A 20687-nucleotide genomic window follows, 5' to 3' on the forward strand; every position below is an offset into this window, starting at 1 on the left:
TTCCTTTTTGATTACTGACCCAACCACTGGGTACATTTGTAAGAAAAATCCTCCCTTCCCCAGTCCATAACCTGAAACCTGCCCATTTCAAAAGGCTTAGTCTTTTTGGAAATTGGCACGGGAACCGTCGTAAGTCCAGCCTCCAGCCCAAGTCTATCTACTACCTCAAGGGTATTTTCGTTGTAACTTCCTGATGGGTAGGCTATAAATTCTGGGATGGAACCAGTCAGTTTGTATAGATAATCCAGGTTTTGCTTGATTTCAAAAAACTGAGTCTCGATAGAATGGGCCTCAAGAGCGGGATGTGAATGGGTATGAGCCCCAATCGTGAAAAGCTCATTACTGGACAAATCCTTTAGCTGCTCTTTACTCATGCATTTGTCTACATCATAAGAGTTTCTGTTTGCCCACGCTTTAACCTCTGCGAGTCGGATGTCCTGCTCCCTCCATTTCAAGGGACCAAATTCCTGCCATAGCATGTAATAAAGTTCTGATCTTTTGTTAATCGGCTCCATGGCGTAAAACCTTGCATTTCCATCCCAATGGTTGGCAGCAATTGTCATTTCATCACCAAGGTCTATTTCCGACCCATTGGCATGTATGGAAGCGGGGAGCTGGCCGGAATGCAAGGCTATTTCTTCCAAATCATCCCACCAAAAGCTTTTCCCATCCTCAAGGTTTCTATCCGTAATAAAAAAAGTTGCTGGAATCCCGTACTTCTCCAAGATTGGTTTAGCCAATATATAGTTATCTTCATACCCATCGTCAAAAGTAACGGCTACGGAGTTTTGGATGATTTTTCCAGCCTTTAATTCCCCTATAAGCTGGCCAAGGGCAACAACCCGAAGATTGTTGCACAACCAGGCCATTTGCTGATCAAAATTCTCCTCGGAAACAGCAAGAAGCCAGGGGTCGGTCTTGGGTGAGCCGATCTTATGGTACATCAATACTATAGCTGTGGAGGGTTTAAGTAGGTTATTGATAAACTTCCTCATAATTTCTGAACCTTTACGGTCACCACCACCTGAAAATCTGGGTCCTGGTAATCCAGCTGCTCATGCGTAAGTTCCTGCCACCCCAAACCATATAAAAAACTGGAAGCCGAAAACACATTTCCAAAATTCTCAACCTCAGTTTTTCCTTGGGGACACACTTCCTCCATGATCTTCTGCATCGCTCGGGAGGTAAATGACCAGTACCAGCTTTCCCCCCATTCATCTTTTGCAATTGGAGTAATACCGGGTACAGTTAGCAAAAGGAATCCTCCTGGCTTTAATATCCGAATAGTGCTTTGCAATGCTTTTTTGAAATCGTAAATCAGGTGAAGAGTCTGTGTCAAAATAATACAATCAAAACTGTCATCCTCCACCTGCGGCAAATCCGAGATATCACCAATGATTGTCGCTTGTGGATTCCGCTCATGAACATGCAGGATATCACTGCGCAGCACCTTGTCTCCGCCAAACCGCATGGTATATTCATTGTCTCCAATTTCGAGACAACGCCCTTGAATGCATTCAGCGTTGTTTGTTAAAAAATTCTCGATATAATAGCGGTCAATAGGGCCTCCCCTATCATAACCAAATACATCGCTAATGGGAGTTAATCTTTTGAAATCTCCGAATTTCATCTGCCCTACAGTAGGCTTAAAATCATAATGAAAACCGAGATTAATAAGATTGCGCTTAAGGGAGGATTTGATGGAATCCTGAAAAAGTATTTTCATATTAAAAAAGTTTAAATGTTACTAAATTTAATCTTTTTTTCAAATACAAAGCAACCTAAACCCATAAAAAAAAGCAGGTTTTCAAACCTGCCTCAATCCTTCAATAGCTGTCGGAATATCCTGATCGCCAGAGAGAATCTCAAAAGTCAACCCTGTACCATAGTCCCTATCCAAGCAGTGAATCATCACTGATGCCACATCCTCCCGTGGGATTTCTCCCTGCTCCTCCAATTGAAAAGCTGCTTTGATCTTACCTGTCCCGTTTTTGTGGGTCAGTGCGCCAGGTCGTACGATGGCATAGGGCACTCCGCTTTTTTTCAGATGCTCGTCGGCAAGATTTTTTGCCGAAAGGTAATGGTGCATTCCGGAATCCGGATCCGGGTCTTCAGCCCCCATAGAGCTGAGCATTACATACTTTTTAATCCCGTGCTTTTTGGCTAAGTCTACACTTTTCTGGGCGCCATCTTTATCAATCGACTCGGTTTTATCCTTGCCTGTGGAAGATCCCGACCCCGCGACAAAGATGACCTTATCCACAGTTTTATAGCAGCTTTCAAATTCTTCCTCTAGATCTCCCATGCAGGTTTGTACGCCCATTTCCTCAAAATAATCCTTCTGACCCGCATCCCGTATCATGGCTACCGGGATATACGAAGCAGCATCCTTTAATTTGGTTGCTATGATTCTTCCCGTATGCCCATTGGCTCCTATAATTAATACCTTTTCCATATTCTGTCAATTTAGGGTTTAAAAACAACCTAAAATTGTCAAGAAATATGCCATGGAAGGGAATCAGCTCTGAAGCAGCTCCTCGACCAATTTGCTCAGGGAAGCCTCAGCCTTTTGGGCAGCATCCACCACACCATCATGAGAAAAGTGTTGCTTTTCTTGGGGTATGCAGAGGTTGGTGATGGCACTTACGGCTATCACCGGCAAGTCCATGTGCCTGGCTACGATCACTTCTGGCACCGTACTCATCCCCACGGCATCGGCACCGATGATCCTCAAATACCTCATTTCTGCCCTTGTCTCTAGTTTAGGTCCTTGCACACCTGCATATACACCTGAATGGGCCAAAATATTGTTTTTGACTGCAATCTCCAGAGCCTTTTTGCGAAGCGCCATATCGAAGGGTTCACTCAAATCCGGAAATCTGACACCAAAGTCATCTTCATTCTTTCCACGAAGTGGATTGTAGGGGAACAAATCAATATGATCCTGGATAATCATGAGGTCACCCACCTGAAAACTGGGATTCAGCCCTCCGGCAGCATTGGAGATTGCAAGAAAATCTATTCCTAAGAGCTTCAACACCCTGACCGGAAAAGTCACCTTATCCATCTCATATCCTTCGTAGAAGTGAAACCTCCCACTCATGGCAACCACGGGTATGTTTTTGAGCGTTCCAAATATCAACGTTCCAGAATGGCCCTCCACGGTGGATTGAGGAAAATTGGGGATTTCGGAATAGGGAATCTCAATCGGACCTTCTATCCTGCTGCTGAAATTGCCCAAACCCGAGCCAAGAATGATCCCGGCTTTAGGTAATGTGGGGAATTTGGACCTGAGGAAATCCAAGGTTTCGGTAAAGTTTTCTCTCATCAAAGCCATCTTAGGGAAGTTGTCCGATAAGTTTTTTAATGATCAGCGCCATTCCCGGCTCAGCTTTGGCCGCTGCGGCAAGTACCTCGGCGATGCTTACTTTCTTGATATTGCCCGGCGAGCAAAGATCTGTGATGGCAGAAATCGCAAATGTCGGCAATTCCATATGCCTAGCTACAATCACTTCGGGAATGGTGCTCATCCCCACGGCATCAGCGCCGATGGTGCGCAGGTATTTGTATTCAGCCTTAGTTTCCAAGTTAGGACCTTGCACGCCAGCATATACACCCTCATGGGCCATTACTCCTTCTTCCTGGGTAATCTTCCTGGCTTTTTCGATCAACTCAGAAGAATAAGGCTCGCTCATATCGGGGAACCTCACGCCGAACTGGTCTAGGTTTTTCCCTCTCAACGGGTTTTCAGGAAAGAGGTCGATGTGGTCATTCAAAATCATGACTTCCCCGATTTTATAAGAAGGGTTCAACCCGCCTGCAGCATTGGAGACAATCAGACAGGAAACCCCAAGTTGCTTCATGACACGAACAGGGAAAGTCACTTCCTTCATGTCATAACCCTCATAGTAATGAAAGCGCCCTTTCATGGCCACAATGGACTTTCCATTGATCTTGCCAAAAATCAGTTTGCCCGAATGGCTTTCCACAGTAGAAACAGGAAAATGAGGGATATCCGCATAGTTCAGTTCCCCTTCGATTTCGATATCGTCAATCAATCGGCCCAAGCCTGTCCCGAGGATCACCCCTACTTGAGGATTAAATTGAATGTGGTTTTTTATATGGCTCACCGCCTGCTCAATGCGGCTGGAATAGTCAATTTCGCTCATGATAACTTGGTTTTTGCCCAAATTTAATAGAAAATCCACAGGAATCATTTGTGCATTGCCTAAATTCAGGGCCCAGAAACTTAAAGGTAGCTTTTGGTGTATTTAATTCAGCCGAATTAAACCAATATTAGCAACGGGTCACAAAATTGCACCAAGCTTAAATAGAAGGACACCAAGGCAGTCTATCCGTAGGCTTTAAACTTTAAACTTCAAACCATAAACAAGATAATCCTAACAGGACCATTTTGAGATGATAAAAATTATAGTAAGCACAAACAGGAGAAATTCCATTTCCAGCCAGATTGCCCAGCAGTATTTGGAAATCCTGCAGGACTTGAATCAGGAAGCTGAGATCATTGACCTAATGGACCTGCCAAATGATTTCATATTTACGGCTCTATATGAGCACAATGGCAAAAACAAGGAGTATAACCGGGTGCACAACCAGGTCAAAGAAGGGATGAAATTTGTATTTATCGTACCGGAATACAACGGCTCATTTCCGGGAATACTGAAGTCGTTCATCGATGGAATGAGTTATCCCAACACTTTTAGGAACAAAAAGTGCGCTTTGGTGGGGCTTTCCTCAGGAATTGGCGGGGGTGGCATCGCTTTGAGCCACCTCACCGACATCTTCCATTATTTGGGAATGCATGTATTAGCCAACAAGCCAAAACTGGCCAAAATTGAGGAAAATATGTCTGACAATCTGCTCACCAACAGATTCTACATTGACTTATTGCAAACCCAAGCTGAAATGTTGATTGATTTTTAATCAATCAACATTGTCATGCAAAAACCTGTTGTTGCCAAGTATTTCGTTGTCATCATTCAGGTTAAACTTAGAAATGTTCTGCTCAGAACTGTGCTGAACATCCTGAAGCTTCACATTTTTTCTCAAGTAAGCTGGAGTCTCCAGTTTTTCCTTGAAATCTTCCTGAGACTGGTTTACAGACCTCATCTGGCTTAATCTTTCAAATCTTTCGTGGGCTCTTTTGATCGCCTTTTGCTTGTACTGCTCGTAATGGTCAGTAGTATAGGCACCGCTCACCTCTTCTTCCTTAGTCTCTTGATATCTAGACTGAGGCTCTGGTTCACGCTCATCACGCTGGTTATCATTAGGCTTGATGAAAGTATATTTATTTGATGGTGTATCCTTTTCGGTTCCATCCAAAGTATATACTTTTCTCTCAGGTTGCTGTGGAGCAGATGGCGCCTGCTGCCTTTGCGGCTGCTGGTAACCATAGTTTACATTTTCCTGTCTGGCAGGATTAATTGGAGAACCCGGAATGTTGATTGGGAAAGTAAAGGTAGACCCCGCTTCTGCAGTCTCTTCCACTTTAGAAGTTTTGCCTGACTCCAAATCAATGATCTTGGTAGCATTGGCTTCTTCTTCCAATCTTTGCTTTTCCGCTTCTAACTTGGCTTTTTCTGCTGCAATTCTAGCTTTTTCAGCCTCTTCCTCTTCCTGCTTCTTTTTCTCCGCCTCCAGCTTCGCACGCTTCTCATCTTCTTCTTTAGTTAATGAATCAGCTTCAAAACCTGTAGCGATCACGGTGACACGGATACATTTCTTAAGATCCTGATCGATACCCTGACCGAAGATAACCTCTGCCTCTTCTCCAGCTTTCTCTTGGATAAATTCAGTGATTTCGCTCAATTCGTCCATAGAAAGCTCCTCTTCCTCACCAGACATGATGGAAAGTAAAATCTTCTGCGCACCTCGAATGTCCACATTGTTGAGCAATGGAGATGCGATGGCTTTCTCAGCGGCTTTGATGGCACGGCCTTCGCCTTCCTCTGTTGCAGAACCCATCACGGCTGCCCCAGCATCATACATCACAGTTTTCACATCTTCAAAATCGACGTTTACATCCTGGTGTACGGTAATGATTTCAGCGATGGATTTGGCAGCAGTAGAAAGGATGTTGTCGGCCTTTCCAAAAGCAGATCTGATGGCCAGGTTGCCGTATATTTCACGCAACTTGTCATTTAGGATAACAAGCACGGTGTCGCAGCTTGCACGAAGGGCTTCGATCCCCTGCTGGGCTGCTCCCATTTTCTTTCTGCCTTCAAAACCAAACGGAGCAGTGACGATACCCACGGTAAGGATATCCATCTCCTTGGCAATCTTGGCAATCACCGGTGCGGCACCTGTACCGGTTCCACCGCCCATACCGGCAGTGATAAATACCATCTTGGTATTATCGGAAAGTAATTCCCTAATTTCTTCCTTGCTTTCAATAGCAGCGTTTCTTCCTCTTTCAGGATTGGCACCGGCTCCAAGACCTTCTGTAAGGTTGGCGCCGATCTGCACCTTCAAGGGTACAGGACTGCATTTGAGTGCCTGGGAGTCGGTATTGACTACCACAAACTCCACATCCTTTATACCTTGGTTGAACATGTGGTTCACTGCGTTAGAACCACCCCCTCCTACTCCTATCACTTTGATGATAGACTTGTGGTTTTTCGGAAGGTCAAATCTGTAATCTTTGTTGTCTGACATTTTTTCCTCAATTTTTGGTGAACTGTAATTTAAAATCTAAAAATATGTAATCGTTAAAGTGAACTTGGGAGGGAAGCTTAAGGCAAGGCCTTAAGACTCCCTATTTGATAAAGCCCTAGTAAAATGGAACTACTTCCAAGTGTCGTCGCCTATATCATCCGTAATGAACCCTTTGAGCCTGTCTCGGATGGAACCGAAGATGTCTTTGGCGCCAGCTTCCACTTTCGGCTGTGTGCGTGGGGTTACGGATACCGTTTGTCTCTGTCTGTAAAGATCCTCTCTGTCGTCCAGCGCTTTAAAACCTGCTAGCACCAAGCCCACACTAGTAGCGTACATAGGGCTCTTTACATCTTCTACAACTGTCTTACCCAGGTGTTCATTAGGGTAACCGATTCGCGTATCCAGACCAGTCATGTATTCAAAAAGTTGGCTTACACCTTGGAGCTGTGACCCACCGCCGGTGAGCACAATTCCGCCTGCCAATTTCTTATATAGACCGCTGGCCATGATTTCTGATTGTACCATTTCAATAATTTCCTCCATTCTGGCCTCAATTACGGAAGCCAGGTTTTTGATGGAAATCTCTTTTGGAGGCCTGTTTCTAAGGCCCGGGATGGATACTATTTCATTTGGATTGGCATCCTCAGCGATTGCCCTACCGAATTTGGTTTTCAGCAACTCCGCCTGAGTCTGCATTACCATGCATCCTTCCTTGATATCTGTGGTTATGATATTTCCACCAAACGGAATGACAGCCGTATGTCGGATGATGTTGTCATAAAATATAGCTATATCGGTAGTACCACCTCCGATGTCCACAAGACATACCCCTGCTTCTTTGTCTAAATCACTCAGGACCGAAAGTGAACTAGCCAATGGTTCAAGAATCAAATCCCTGGAAACAAGATCTGCTCTTTTCACGCATCTGTTGATGTTGTTTATAGCTGTGGTTTGGGCGGTGATGATATGGAAATCAGCTTCAAGCTTGGCACCAGACATACCTACCGGATCTTTGATCCCATCTTCATAATCGACAGTGTAATCCTGAGGCATCACGTGGATGATGGTGTTTCCCGGAGGCACTACGATGTTTTCCATGTCGTTGGAAAGCCTTCTTACGTCCTCTATGGTAATCTCATCTTCTTTAGTATTTCTGATGATTACGCCATGGTGGATGGAACTTCTGATGTGCTGACCTGCTATACCCACGATCACCTCGCCGATATTCACGTTCGCCATTTCCGAAGCCTCGTTTACGGCTTTTTCAATAGCACTCACTGTCTTGTCAATGTTGGTCACAATGCCGCGGATCACGCCGTCAGAAACAGCCTTGCCCATACCGAGTACTTCCAACTTGCCAAACTCATTTTTGCGGCCGATGATGGCGCAAATCTTGGTGGTCCCAATGTCCAGCCCAACTACTATTTTGTCATTTTCCATAGCTATAATCAATTATTCACAAATAATCTGGTCCTTATATTTGACATTCACCCTGTCGTAGGCATTCCAGCCTTGCTTGGGTAAAATCTCCTTATACAAAATCTCTATCTTTTTGAACTTCTCCTCAATCTCAGTAGGCTTGCCAAACTCAATCGTCTGCTTGCCTACTTGCTGGTATAGGGTAATGTCGCCCTTTTGATTGATTTCCATGGAGGAAATCTGTGCGTTCCAAAACTTATCATTTACGATAAAATGGATCAGTTCAAGCAGCTCTTTATCAGTCTTACTGATATCCTTTTTGCCCAACAAGGCTTCACCATTTGGCCCATCAATCAAAAGCACCCTTGAAGTGTATTTCTGGGAAGTCGGCAAAACAATTCCTTCTGAGGAAATATATCCATCGGCAGCCATCGGTCTTACCACTCTCGCAATAGGTTTGTGCTGGTTGATTTTCACCACCACATTTCCTTTAAGGTCCTTAAATGCTTCTGCGTCCTTTACAAAAGGATGCTTGCCCACCTTTTTCTCCACGCTTTTCAAGTCAATAGCATGGATTGGCGTACCTGGCTTAAGGGTAGAAAATTCATTTTCCAGAATCTTCACGATTTCCTTTTCATCCACAAAGTATACGTCGCTTATGCTGGCAACAATTACTTCAAGTTTATGGAAAACCTTGCTGTCTTCCTTCTTTTCCACAAATGCAATAAAGCCCAGCAGCACCGCCACGAGCAGGGTAAACACTACGCTGTTTTTAATTCTTAACCTACTCATCATTTCCCTCCATCCATTTAGTGATCGGTTCCACCATCCGGTCAATATCTCCGGCTCCAATAGTCACCAGGACCTCCGGCTTGTTTTTTTCCAAAAACGGAATCACATCTTCTCTTGCCAATACAGCTTTGCTCCCAGAGGTAATCCCCGGCAATAACATCCGGGAAGTCACACCCTCGATAGGTAGTTCTCTGGCAGGATAGATATCCAATAGCAGCACTTCTTCCGCAAGGGAGAGGCTTTCTGAAAATTCCTTCGCAAAATCTTTGGTTCTGGAAAACAGGTGAGGCTGGAAAATTGCGGTCAGCTTGTTGTCTGGGTACATGGCTTTCACCGAACCAAGAAAGGCTTTAATCTCCTCGGGGTGGTGGGCATAGTCGTCAATGTATACCCGGCCATTTTGCTGATACCTGATTTCAAATCTTCTCTTTACTCCTTTATAGCTCTCCAGTCCTTTTCTGATCGAATCGGCATCGATTCCCAATTCCAAAGCAACAGAAATGGCAGCCAGGGCATTCTCCACATTGTGGAATCCCGGTACATGAAGAGCTAGATTCTCTAAACTCTGATTTTTTCCTGAATAGGTAAACTCAAAAGAACGTATTCCGGACTGAATATCAAGGGCTTGAATAGACGCGCCATTCAACCCATATATTTCTAGGTCCAAAGAGCCAAAATTATTCCTATTTAACCTTTCAACAGCATTTTTTTGAATAAATAATTTACCTTTTTTGTCTATCAAATTAATGAAGTCGGCAAATGATTTTTCAAGCTCGTTGGCATCTCCATAAATATCCAAATGGTCAGGATCCAAAGAAGTCACAATGGCAATATTTGGATGAAGGGTAAGGAAAGAGCGATCAAATTCGTCAGCCTCTACCACAATCACCTGCGCATCGGAATCACCTTCGGAAAGCAACAGATTGCTATTGAAATTCTGGGTGATCCCACCCAAAAATGCCGTCACATTCAACCCTCCGACTTTCAGCAAATGGGCTACAAGTGCGGATGTTGAAGTTTTCCCGTGCGTGCCAGCCACGGCCACCGTTTTGAACCCCTCCGTGATCATTCCCAATACCTCAGACCGCTTCTTCAACTGGAAGCCGTTTTGGCGGAAATAATTCAGCTGGTAGCTGTTGGCTGGTATAGCCGGAGTCCAAACCACCAAGGAGTTTTCTTTATCCAATCCACTTGGCAAAGTGGCCTGGCTATCTTCAAAATGAACCTTAATCCCCTCCTGCTCCAACTGCTGGGTCAAAGCCGAAGAGGTGCGGTCATATCCGGACACGGCAATACCTTGATGTGCAAACCATCTGGCAATGGCGCTCATCCCGATACCTCCTATGCCGAGGAAATAGACGCTATGTAGGTTCTTCAAATTCATTTAATCAATTGTTCAATTTCTTCTACAATGGTATTGGTAGCCTCTGGCTTTGCCAAGCGCTTGATATTTTGCCCCAAGAGTGCCATTTCAGCCTTATCGGCGATCAGGTTGGCGACCGTTTCCCCAAGTCTTTCCACTGCTACATTGTCTGCCAGCATTAGGGCTGCTTTTTGCGACACATAGGCCATGGCATTTTTGGTTTGGTGATCTTCGGCCACATTCGGAGAGGGTACAAAAATCACCGGCTTGCCCACCAAGCTCAATTCGGACACAGATAGCGCACCCGCTCTGGAGATCACGATATCTGCGGCAGCATAGGCGAGGTCCATTTCCTTGAGAAAGGCAAAAACCTTCACATTTTTAAACTTGGAACCTTTTACTGCCTTGGACATCTCCTCGAAATAAAATTTCCCGCTCTGCCACAAAACCTGATACCCAAGTTCCTCAAACTGCTGAAGAGACCCAAGCACCGATTGGTTGATCGTTCTGGCTCCAAGGCTACCGCCCAATACTAGGATTACAGGCTTGCCTTTTTCGAGACCGAAGTTTTCCAGTCCTTTATCTTTTTTTCCCTCCAAGGAGAGTATATCTTTTCTTACCGGGTTTCCTGTGTAGGTGATTTTTCCCGATGGGAAAAACTTGTCCATTTCAGGATAAGCCACGCATATGGTATTGGCTTTTTTGGCAAGGATCTTATTCGTCAATCCAGCATAGCTGTTCTGTTCCTGAATCAAGGTTGGGATACCTTTGCCCTGGGCAGCATATAAAACTGGCCCACTGGCATACCCCCCAACTCCAATCACCGCATCCGGATTGAAATCCTTCACCAGTTTCTTGGCTTTTTGGAGGCTAGCTAGCACTTTGAAAGGGAAAGCCAGATTCGCCAAGGTCAATGTCCGCTGCAGACCGGCTATCTTCAAGCCCTCGATTTTATATCCCGCCTGAGGCACCTTCTCCATTTCCATTTTGCCTTCAGCACCCACAAACAGAATCTCTGACCCGGGATGCTTTTCCATCCAGGCATTGGCAATGGCAATGGCAGGGTAGATATGTCCGCCGGTGCCACCACCGCTAATCATGATTCTATATGTTCTTGCTTCTGTCATTTAGGCTACTTTGGCAAAATTTCTAGCTGTACTCATTTCTACCGGGAAGGCATCCTCATGGTCTCCACGGCTTACACTCAATATAATTCCAAGGGAAATCCCTGTAAATATCAATGATGTCCCCCCCATACTCAACAGTGGCAATGGAAGGCCTGTAATCGGCCCAATACCCACCGCAACAGCCATATTGACCATGGCCTGAAGGACAAGCGCGAAGCTCAAGCCTGCGGACAACAAGCCACCAAAGGGTCTGTTAGAGATGGCTACCACCCGCATTCCTCTATAGAGCAAGGCCAAGTAGAGAAACAATACCCCGGCACCGCCTACCAATCCGTACTCCTCGATAATGATCGCAAAGATAAAATCGGAGTAAGGGTGAGGCAGTCTGTTACGTTGCTCACTGTTACCCGGTCCAAGACCGAAAACCCCACCATTTGCAATGGCTATGTAGGACTGCTCGGCTTGGTAGGGAACTTCATCCCCGGTCACGAAATTCTCAATCCTGCTGAAGAACGTACTTCCCCTCTGACCTAGGAAAATGGCCGATGTAAGGGCCAAGCCCCCGATCAAAAGCACCGCCATGATGAACTTCATAGGCACCCGGCCAATGAACATTAACAAAAGGCAAGTACAAAGTAAAAGCACCGCTGTGGACATGTTAGCCATCGCAATCAGCATACAGATTATTCCTATCCAAATCATGATGGGAAGGAAAGTATTCTGGAAATCCTCAATATTTTTTTGCCTTTTGGCAAGCATTCTGGCTACCGCCGCAATCAAAGCAAGTTTGGCCAAATCAGATGGCTGGAAAGCCTGGTTGATCACCGGAATGGTCAACCATCTGGAAGCCTCATTCACGTTGGAGCCAAAGAAATAGGTAAATGCTAGCAATGGAATGGATATCCACAAAGCAAACAGGGAAAGCTTGGCGTAATATTTATATGGCAACTTGTGCGCACCCCACATAACAAACAAACTGGCCAGAATCAACGATGAATGCTTTATCAGGTAAGCCTCTGTGTTGCCTCCCATTTTTTTGTAGGCAAGGGTACCAGTAGCGGAATACACTACCAGAATACTGATAATGGACAACAGGATTACTATACCCCAGATTATAGGGTCACCCTTCAAATTATTGTCGATCCATGTTTTTACTGTTCCCATCACTTCACCGTTTCCATTTCCTTTACCGCTTCAATAAACTTCTCACCTCTGTCCATATAGTTTTTGAACAGATCGAAGCTGGAGCAGGCTGGTGATAATAGTACCACATCACCTGCTTGTGCTATTTGCTGTGCCATTTGCACGGCTTGGCGCATCTCTTGGGTTTCCATAACTTGAGGTACCATTTGCCCAAAAGCAAACTTCAGTTTCTCGTTATCTTTGCCCAGGCAGATCAAAGCTTTTACCGAGCTTTTCACTACTTCTGCCAATTCATTATAATCATTGCCCTTGTCCACACCTCCAGCAATCCAGATAATTGGCTTTGACTGGTAGGCCGCAAGAGTATAATAGGTTGCATTTACATTTGTCCCCTTGCTGTCATTGATGAATTCCACCCCGTTGAGCTCGGCTACTTTTTCCATTCTGTGGGCGGCATTCTTAAAGGTAGTCAACCCCTTCATAGCCCGCTCTTCATCAGCTCCCGCGGCAATCACCGCCTGAGCTGCAGCCATCACGTTAACCATGTTGTGATGCCCTTTTAAGGGAAGAGATGCTGTATCAATTATTTGAAAACCCTTCCCTGTGGAATAATGAATCTGGCTACCATCGAAATAGGCACCATTTTCCACTTTTTGAGCAATGGAAATTTGATGGATATTGGCCTGTACAGAAAGCTCCTTTAGACCTCTCCAAATATATTGATCTTCCTTAAAATAGATCAGATGCCCTTGGTTATCCATGTTTTTGACCAAGTTGAGCTTAGAATGGATGTAATTTTCAAGTCTATACTCATACCTGTCCAAATGATCAGGCGTGATATTAAGAATGACCGCCACTTGGGGCTTCAGCTTTTTGAATCCATCAATTTGAAAACTGCTGACTTCCAAAACCCACCAGGCACGATCACCATCCACCAACTGTCTTGCCCAGCTATCTCCGACATTTCCCGCCAGCCCCACATCCATTCCCGCTTCTTTCATCAGGTGGTAAGTAAGCAGTGTGGTAGTGGTTTTTCCGTTTGTCCCGGTGATGGCAATGACTTTTCCATTGCTGAACCTGGAAGCAAACTCCAATTCATCAATAAGTGAAATCCCTTTCTCCATAATCTGCTTCACCATAGGAGCAGCATAAGGAATCCCTGGGCTTTTTATGACTTCGGGGAAAGTAAGGAGCTTTTCCGCAGAATGTCCCCCATCCTCATAGGCAATACCTTTCGCATCGAGCAGAGCCTTGCGCTCCTCGCTGATAAGGGCAAATTCGGATACAAAGACCTCGTATCCTTTGGCTTTTGCCAAAAGAGCCGCGCCAATGCCGCTTTCACCTGCTCCAAGTATTGCTATCCTATTCATCATCTAAGCTTCAAAGTTGCCAATGTAATGATGGCCAATAATATCCCCACAATCCAAAAACGGGTTACGATCTTGGATTCGTGGATTTCCTTTTTCTGATAATGGTGGTGAAGCGGGGACATCAACAATATCCTTCTTCCCTCACCGTATTTCTTTCTTGTATATTTAAAATATGACACTTGTAAGATCACGGATAGGTTTTCAATCACGAAAATCCCGCAAAGCACAGGAATCAAAAGCTCTTTTCTTAAGGTCAGTGATAGCACCGCAATCACTCCGCCCAGCATCAAACTTCCCGTATCTCCCATAAAAACCTGGGCGGGATAAGCATTGTACCAAAGGAAGCCGACACAGGCCCCTACAAAAGCCGCACAGAAAATCACCAACTCGCCTGAGTTAGGGATAAACATCACATTCAGGTACTGTGAGAAAATGGCGTTACCACTGATATAAGCAAAAATGGCGATGGTTAGGCCTATTATGGCCGAGGTCCCGGCGGCCAGACCATCAATCCCATCGGTAATGTTTGCCCCGTTAGACACTGCCGTGATAATGAAAATCACGAGCAAAATGTATAGGTAAGGGGTAAGGTCATCACCAAGGAAACCTAAAAGCCTTTCGTAATTCAGCTCGTTTCCTTTTACAAATGGGATGGTGGTTTTGGCAACTTTTACATCTCTAAAAGCCGGTGTGTCCACCACGCCTTCCTCAATGGAGACAGGTGTTTCAAACTCTCTAACCACCACATCTTCATGGAAGAAAAGAGTAGCTCCCACAATCACCCCGATACCAATTTGGCCGGCGATTTTGAATTTGCCTGCAAGGCCATCCTTGTTTTTCTGAAAGACCTTAATGTAGTCATCAATGAATCCAATCGTTCCCAGCCACACAGTGGTGATCAGCAAAAGAATGATATAAATGTTGTTAATATTGGCGAAAAGCAATGTCGGAACGATGATAGCGGCCATAAGCATCAACCCACCCATGGTCGGTGTGCCTTTTTTGGCCTGCTGTCCCTCAAGCCCCAAATCACGGATGCTTTCTCCGATCTGTTGCCTACGGATCCAGTTGATGATATGGTGTCCGAAGGTAATCGTGATGATCAATGAGAATAGCGCTGACATACCCGCACGGAATGAGATGTACCGAAACACCCCTGCGCCCGGTAGATCTAATGCTGTGTCGAAATAGTCAAATAGATGGTATAACATTCCTTAATCTTGGTGTATCTGTTTTAATAAATTTTCCGCGATCTCCCTATCATCAAATGGGTATTTCACGCCTTTAATCTCCTGATAAGTTTCATGGCCCTTTCCGGCAATGAGAATAATGTCACCTTTTACGGCAAACATGGCAGCCGTTTTAATGGCCTCTTTTCTATCTTCGATCAACATGGTTTTTTTGAAGTTGATCGGATTGACTCCTTTTTCCATATCACGGATGATGTCCATTGGAACCTCATCCCTTGGGTTGTCAGAAGTCAAGATAACTTTATCGCTGAACTGACAGGCTATTTTGGCCATTTCTGGCCTTTTCGCCTTGTCTCTGTTTCCGCCACAACCCACTACTGTGATTACATTTTCTCCGCCATCTCTTACACCTTGGATGGTCTTCAATACATTTTCCAGCGCATCAGGCGTATGGGCGTAATCCACAATTACGGTGATGCCCTTATGGATAAATTGATCGAAACGCCCGGTGGCGCCTCTCACTTTGGAAAGCTGCATCAGCACCTCATCCGTCTCCTCTCCCAGCAATACCGCTGTACCCAGCACCGCCAGAACATTGTAGGCGTTGAACTCACCAATCATCCTGAGCCATACCTGCTTTCCATCTATATCCAGCTCAAGCCCCTGAAGCGTGTTGCTCAGGATTTTGGCCTTGAATTCAGCAGGGTATTTCAATGCATAGGAATGCTTTTCTGCTTTTGTATTTTGAAGCATCACCAAACCACGTTTGTCATCAGCATTGGTCAGCGCAAAAGCGCCTTTTGGCAACTCATCAAAAAGCTGCTTTTTGGCCTTGATATACTCATCAAATGAGCCGTGATAATCCAAGTGATCATGGGAAATGTTGGTAAACACAGCTCCGGTCAAGTTCAGCCCGGTCATCCTATGCTGCACAATCGCGTGGCTGCTTGCCTCCATGAAGCAATGCGTACATCCCTCCTTCACCATTTTGGCCAAAAGCTGATTAATGGCCAGGGCATCCGGAGTGGTATGGGTAGATGGTATTACCTCCTCGTTTATCTTATTTTCAACTGTTGACAGCAATCCGGTAACATAGCCCAACTCCATGAAAAGCTGGTGTAAAAGGGTCGCTGTGGTGGTTTTTCCATTGGTACCGGTCACAGCTACTATCTTCAACTTATCAGATGGACTCTCATAATAGTTGGCAGCCATCACTCCAAGGGCTCTCGCAGAATCTGCCACCTGCACATACGTGATGCCGGCAGCATGCTCGCTAGGCATTTCTTGGCACACAATGGCTTTTGCCCCTTGATCAATGGCTTTTGCAATGAAGGCATGTCCGTCAACCTGGGTTCCTCTGATGGCCACAAAAACGCAATCTTGAGAAACCTTGCGGCTGTCAAATACAATTTCGCTAATCTCCACATCCATATCACCTATGGCCGAAGTAAGCGATGCTTTGTATAATATGTCCTTAAGTACTTTCATTAACCCAGTGTCAATTTTATTATTCCATTTGTGGGCACGTTGCCTCCAGCCAAAAGCGACTGGCTTTTTACCCTACCCTTGCCTGAATATTGAACCCGCAGCCCTTTGTTCTCCAACACATACAGCGCATCTCTCAAAGACATCCCTGTCACGTCCGGCACAATCGGCTCATCTACATTATTTGGTGCCCAATAGATCGCTGAATTGGCCACCGAAGATTTCACCCAGCGCTCGCCACCTTCATATTTGTTGGTCAGCCCAAACTTGGAGCAGATCATCTGAAGCTCTTCGGCTAGACCAGCCTGTATCATCGGAAACTGGTTTTGGTCTACCTCCACCAGATTTTTGTATTTTTTTGTATTCAAACTCAGGTCTTGAGCAAATATCTTATCGGCAATATCCTTAAACACAGGTGCAGAAACATCCCCACCATAAGCATTGAAACCTTTAGGGCTATCAATCACCACAATCGCTGAATACTTCGGATTGTCAGCAGGAAAATATCCAGCAAAGGATGCATAGTACTTTTGTGTATAGCGCCCGTCAATCAACTTTTGGGCGGTACCCGTTTTTCCAGCGATTTTGTAATCCGCATTTCGGATATTCTTAGCCGTACCATTTTCTACCACACCCTCCAACAGAGACTGCAATTCCTTGATGGTTTTGTCAGATGCGATTTTCTTTCTCATCACTTCTGTCTTGAATTCCTGCTCCACTACATTGGCTCTGGAAATCTGCTGCACGATCATCGGCTTGACCATGCGGCCGTTGTTCGCCACCGCATTGTAAAGCATCAGGGTATGCAAAGGAGTAAGCTTCACTTCATACCCGATGGACATCCATGGAAGCGTAGTCCCATACCAGTTTTTGGAACCGGGCTTTTTGAAATAAGGAACACCTTCACCTTTTAGCTGAAAGTCAATCGGCATGTTGATACCCGCTTTTTCCACATAATCCAAAAACTTTGACGGTGTCACGCCAAAGTGCTGTTCTACTAGTCTGGAAATCCCCACATTTGAGGATTTCTCAAATGCCTCTCTGATCGTTATTTCTCCATACCCTCCATGTTTGACATCCCGCATAGTGCGGTCATAAAACTTGAAGGTTCCGTTTCCGGTCTCCACTTTATCATTCAAATTAATCTTTCCTTCTTCGAGCAAGGCCATAATGGAAAGTAATTTAAATGTGGAACCAGGCTCGGTAAGTCCTTGCTCGCCTATGGCGTAATTATATAGCTCACCATAACCGTATCCGTTTTTGTTTTTCTGCAGGTTGGCAATGGCCTTGATATGGCCTGTAGCCACTTCCATCACAATCACGCTTCCGAATTCAGCATCCTTATTCATCAACTGCTTCAACAAGGCTGACTCAGCCACATCCTGAAGATTGACGTCCAAAGTGGTGACGATATCGTATCCGTCCTCAGGCTTGATGTCATTGGCATCGTGCACGGGCTTCCAAGTGCCTCCAGCGATTTTTTGGAAAAGGGCCTCACCATTTTCTCCGCCAAGCTGTGCATTGAAAGAATATTCGAGTCCTGCCCCGTAGTTGTCTTCATTCAAAAAGCCCACGGTACGTCCGGCAAGAGCCTTGAAAGGATAGAATCTTTTTTCCACTTTTTCGAAAATGACCCCACCGCCCATTCTTCCATTCCGGAAAATCGGCCATTTCATCATCGCCTGCATCTCCTGATACCCGATTTGCTTGCGGTTTAGAAGCACATACTTCTTATTATTGGATCTAGCGTCACTGATCAGCCTCTTATAATAGTCTCTGGATTTATCATTATAATGCTTGGAAAGCATTATGGATAAGCTGTCGATCCCATTTCTGAACACCTCGTCCTTTGCAATGGAAGGATCGAGCGCCACTCTATAGAAAGGTAGGCTGGTGGCCAAAAGGCTTCCATCACCGCTGTAGATATTCCCACGCGTAGCTTTTACCGTTCTGTATTGAAGGTTTACTTCATCAGATTTTTTACGCCATTCTTCACCCTCCACAAACTGAATTTGGGTAATCCTATAAAAGATTACCCCGGCAAAGATCGCCACCACCAGGAAGGCAAATCTTATTCTCAGCAGTATGGATTTCTTAATATTCACTTCTTCACTTTTATTTTCATAGGAGGCTCATCTATTTCGTAGACTCCCAGTGCTTGCATTTTCTTGGCTACTTCCGATTGCTTTGAGCTAAACATATAGTCGGCCTCCAATGTGGTGACATCCGCTCTCAGGTCCTCCACCTCCTGTTGGACCCGATTGATCTCGCGTATGGTGTTTTCAGCTTTATGGTTGCTCCAGATATAGATCAAGGCCAAAGTGGCCGCATAAAGGAATGGAGGAACCAGCTTTACCGGGATGCCATAACCGATCAACCCCGTGATGTCAAGCTTCTTTTCGATGAAACTGAACAAGCTGCTGCCACTCGAAATACGTTTGGTAGCTTTGCCTTTTTCCTCTTTTGCCCTAAATGTGTTCTTAGCCATTTTTCTTCGCGATTCTCAGTTTGGCACTTCTAGCCCGATTGTTACGCGCTATTTCCTCTTGATCTGCTACTATAGCCTTGCGACTCACCGGTTCTAGGGGGCGGATCAAGTTTCCATAGAAATCCTTTTCCACCTCTCCATGCATTTTACCTTTATTGATGAAGTTCTTCACCATTCTATCCTCAAGACTGTGGTAGCTCATCACCACCAGCCTGCCTTCAGGCTTCAACACTTCAACTGCCTGCTCAAGCATATCTTCCAGCGCCCCCATCTCGTCATTCACCTCAATTCTCAAGGCCTGAAATACCTGTGCAAAATATTTGAACTCCCTGTTTCGTGGGGCAAATTTCTGCAACAGCTGCTTGAATCCCTCTATGGTTTCAAATGTGCGCTGAGCCCTTTCGGACACCACTGCCTGAGCCAATGTCTTGGCGTTTTTCACCTCTCCATATATCCCGAATATCTTGTGCAATTGGGCCTCATCGTAGGTGTTCAAAACCGTTGCCGCCGACACTTCGGAAGACTTGTTCATCCTCATATCCAATGTGCCTTCAAACCTGGTGGAAAATCCACGGGTAGGCTCATCGATTTGATAAGATGAAATGCCCAAATCGGCCAATATCCCATCAACCTGCTTCACCCCATGTAGTCTTAAATAACGCTTCAAATCGCGGAAATTGGCCGCTACGAAGGTGAAATCTGGACTATTTGGCACATTCCGCTCAGCATCAGGATCTTGATCAAACCCGTAAAGATGTCCTTTGTCCAAGTGCTTCAATATTTCTTTGGAATGCCCTCCACCGCCAAAAGTCAAGTCCACATAAATCCCATTAGGATCGATGGCCAGGCCTTCGATGCATTGCTGCAACATCACGGGAATATGGTACACTTGCTCACTCATTGTGATAAATATTTTGCTATCAGTTCTGCCTCTTCTTCTTCAGAAAGACTATTTTGTGACTCTTTGAATCGCTCAGGACTCCACATTTCAATATATCTGCCTACTCCTACCAATACCGCTTCGCGATCGATCTCTGCATGAACCAATACGTTTTTCGGCACCAACATTCTTCCGGCACTATCTAGCTCCACTTCAGAAACCCTGGCCATCAAGACTCTTCTCAAGGCTTTTGCCTTAGGGTCAAACTCATCAAGGTTGGAGATTTTGGCCCCAATTCTTCTTTGATAATCGTTCGCTACATGGATTTCGACACAGCCTGATTTGTCCAGATTCAATATCAACTCACCCCCTTGCACCTCTGGCAATGCCGCCTTGAATTTGGCAGGCAAAACCAGACGTCCCTTGGCGTCGAGTTTACATTCGAATGTGGATAAAAAATTGGCCATTCAGATTTCTAGAGTTTCCTTCAAATACAAAAGTAATAAAAGCATTTACACATCCCACCACTCTCTCCCACTTTTTACCACTTGTTGATAAAAATATCTAAAAGTTTGAATTATCACAACTTTTCAGCAAATAATTACTAATCTTATTTTCTGAAGGTCATGAAGTTAGGAATGGAATCAGGAGCAAAAACACCAGAGAATGGTTAGAATTATAAGGTTAAAAAATTGTATTTTCCACCAAATAAAAGCCTGAAGGCCATATTTGTGGTTTTTATCAAATAAAGAATG

At 45.0% G+C, this 20687-nt stretch carries 19 protein-coding genes; 1 reads left to right on the forward strand and 18 read right to left on the reverse strand.

Annotated features, from left to right (window positions below; genetic code table 11):
* Positions 1-11: 11 nt before the first annotated feature.
* From KIH41_RS09155 to KIH41_RS09175, 5 genes are all read right to left on the reverse strand, one after another.
* Positions 12-995, reverse strand: coding sequence for a polysaccharide deacetylase family protein (locus tag KIH41_RS09155; RefSeq protein WP_214162193.1), 984 nt, complete (start codon positions 993-995; stop codon positions 12-14).
* On the reverse strand, positions 992-1726 hold the full coding sequence (locus KIH41_RS09160) for a class I SAM-dependent methyltransferase (RefSeq protein WP_214162194.1): 735 nt from the start codon (positions 1724-1726) through the stop codon (positions 992-994). Before KIH41_RS09160 ends, KIH41_RS09155 begins: the two co-directional genes overlap by 4 nt.
* A gap of 81 nt (positions 1727-1807) precedes the next feature.
* Positions 1808-2455, reverse strand: coding sequence for an SDR family oxidoreductase (locus KIH41_RS09165; protein WP_214162195.1), 648 nt, complete (start codon positions 2453-2455; stop codon positions 1808-1810).
* A 63-nt stretch (positions 2456-2518) separates the two neighbouring features.
* Positions 2519-3328 carry a purine-nucleoside phosphorylase gene (locus KIH41_RS09170; RefSeq protein WP_214162196.1) on the reverse strand — a complete coding sequence of 270 codons (810 nt, stop codon included), beginning with the start codon at positions 3326-3328 and terminating at the stop codon, positions 2519-2521.
* A 10-nt stretch (positions 3329-3338) separates the two neighbouring features.
* Positions 3339-4169: a purine-nucleoside phosphorylase gene (locus KIH41_RS09175; RefSeq protein WP_214162197.1), complete on the reverse strand. Its 831-nt coding sequence runs from the start codon at positions 4167-4169 to the stop codon at positions 3339-3341.
* Between the two features lie 250 nt (positions 4170-4419).
* Between KIH41_RS09175 and KIH41_RS09180 the strand changes: the two genes are divergently transcribed.
* Positions 4420-4944, forward strand: coding sequence for an NADPH-dependent FMN reductase (locus tag KIH41_RS09180; protein ID WP_213944824.1), 525 nt, complete (start codon positions 4420-4422; stop codon positions 4942-4944).
* On the opposite strand, the gene ftsZ is transcribed toward KIH41_RS09180, so the two are convergent.
* The 13 genes from ftsZ to KIH41_RS09245 all read right to left on the reverse strand — a co-directional run bounded on the left by ftsZ (position 4945) and on the right by KIH41_RS09245 (position 20399).
* Positions 4945-6675, reverse strand: a complete 1731-nt coding sequence (gene ftsZ / locus KIH41_RS09185) for a cell division protein FtsZ (RefSeq protein ID WP_214162198.1) — start codon at positions 6673-6675, stop codon at positions 4945-4947. It lies immediately after the preceding gene.
* Positions 6676-6804: 129 nt separating this feature from the next.
* On the reverse strand, positions 6805-8115 hold the full coding sequence (ftsA, locus tag KIH41_RS09190) for a cell division protein FtsA (RefSeq protein WP_213944822.1): 1311 nt from the start codon (positions 8113-8115) through the stop codon (positions 6805-6807).
* Between the two features lie 12 nt (positions 8116-8127).
* Positions 8128-8889, reverse strand: a complete 762-nt coding sequence (locus KIH41_RS09195; protein WP_317194933.1) for a cell division protein FtsQ/DivIB — start codon at positions 8887-8889, stop codon at positions 8128-8130.
* Positions 8879-10270, reverse strand: coding sequence for a UDP-N-acetylmuramate--L-alanine ligase (gene murC, locus KIH41_RS09200; RefSeq protein ID WP_213944821.1), 1392 nt, complete (start codon positions 10268-10270; stop codon positions 8879-8881). The genes KIH41_RS09195 and murC overlap by 11 nt, the downstream gene beginning before the upstream one ends.
* Positions 10267-11349, reverse strand: a complete 1083-nt coding sequence (gene murG, locus KIH41_RS09205) for an undecaprenyldiphospho-muramoylpentapeptide beta-N-acetylglucosaminyltransferase (RefSeq protein ID WP_214162324.1) — start codon at positions 11347-11349, stop codon at positions 10267-10269. Before murG ends, murC begins: the two co-directional genes overlap by 4 nt.
* Positions 11350-11376: 27 nt before the next feature.
* Positions 11377-12540, reverse strand: a complete 1164-nt coding sequence (locus KIH41_RS09210; RefSeq protein WP_214162199.1) for an FtsW/RodA/SpoVE family cell cycle protein — start codon at positions 12538-12540, stop codon at positions 11377-11379.
* Entirely contained in the window at positions 12540-13892 is a 1353-nt protein-coding gene (murD, locus tag KIH41_RS09215; RefSeq protein ID WP_214162200.1) for a UDP-N-acetylmuramoyl-L-alanine--D-glutamate ligase, read from the reverse strand. The genes KIH41_RS09210 and murD overlap by 1 nt, the downstream gene beginning before the upstream one ends.
* Complete coding sequence (gene mraY / locus KIH41_RS09220) at positions 13889-15100, reverse strand: phospho-N-acetylmuramoyl-pentapeptide-transferase (protein WP_213944818.1); 1212 nt, start codon at positions 15098-15100, stop codon at positions 13889-13891. The genes murD and mraY overlap by 4 nt, the downstream gene beginning before the upstream one ends.
* Before the next feature lie 3 nt (positions 15101-15103).
* Positions 15104-16567, reverse strand: coding sequence for a UDP-N-acetylmuramoyl-L-alanyl-D-glutamate--2,6-diaminopimelate ligase (locus tag KIH41_RS09225; RefSeq protein ID WP_214162201.1), 1464 nt, complete (start codon positions 16565-16567; stop codon positions 15104-15106).
* Positions 16567-18669, reverse strand: coding sequence for a penicillin-binding protein (locus tag KIH41_RS09230; RefSeq protein WP_214162202.1), 2103 nt, complete (start codon positions 18667-18669; stop codon positions 16567-16569). Before KIH41_RS09230 ends, KIH41_RS09225 begins: the two co-directional genes overlap by 1 nt.
* Complete coding sequence (locus KIH41_RS09235) at positions 18666-19052, reverse strand: FtsL-like putative cell division protein (protein ID WP_213944815.1); 387 nt, start codon at positions 19050-19052, stop codon at positions 18666-18668. The genes KIH41_RS09230 and KIH41_RS09235 overlap by 4 nt, the downstream gene beginning before the upstream one ends.
* On the reverse strand, positions 19045-19953 hold the full coding sequence (gene rsmH, locus KIH41_RS09240; RefSeq protein WP_214162203.1) for a 16S rRNA (cytosine(1402)-N(4))-methyltransferase RsmH: 909 nt from the start codon (positions 19951-19953) through the stop codon (positions 19045-19047). Before rsmH ends, KIH41_RS09235 begins: the two co-directional genes overlap by 8 nt.
* Positions 19950-20399: a division/cell wall cluster transcriptional repressor MraZ gene (locus KIH41_RS09245; protein WP_214162204.1), complete on the reverse strand. Its 450-nt coding sequence runs from the start codon at positions 20397-20399 to the stop codon at positions 19950-19952. The genes rsmH and KIH41_RS09245 overlap by 4 nt, the downstream gene beginning before the upstream one ends.
* Between the last annotated feature and the right edge of the window lie 288 nt (positions 20400-20687).

The sequence above is a fragment of the Litoribacter ruber genome, assembly GCF_018500185.1.
Classification (GTDB): domain Bacteria; phylum Bacteroidota; class Bacteroidia; order Cytophagales; family Cyclobacteriaceae; genus Litoribacter; species Litoribacter ruber.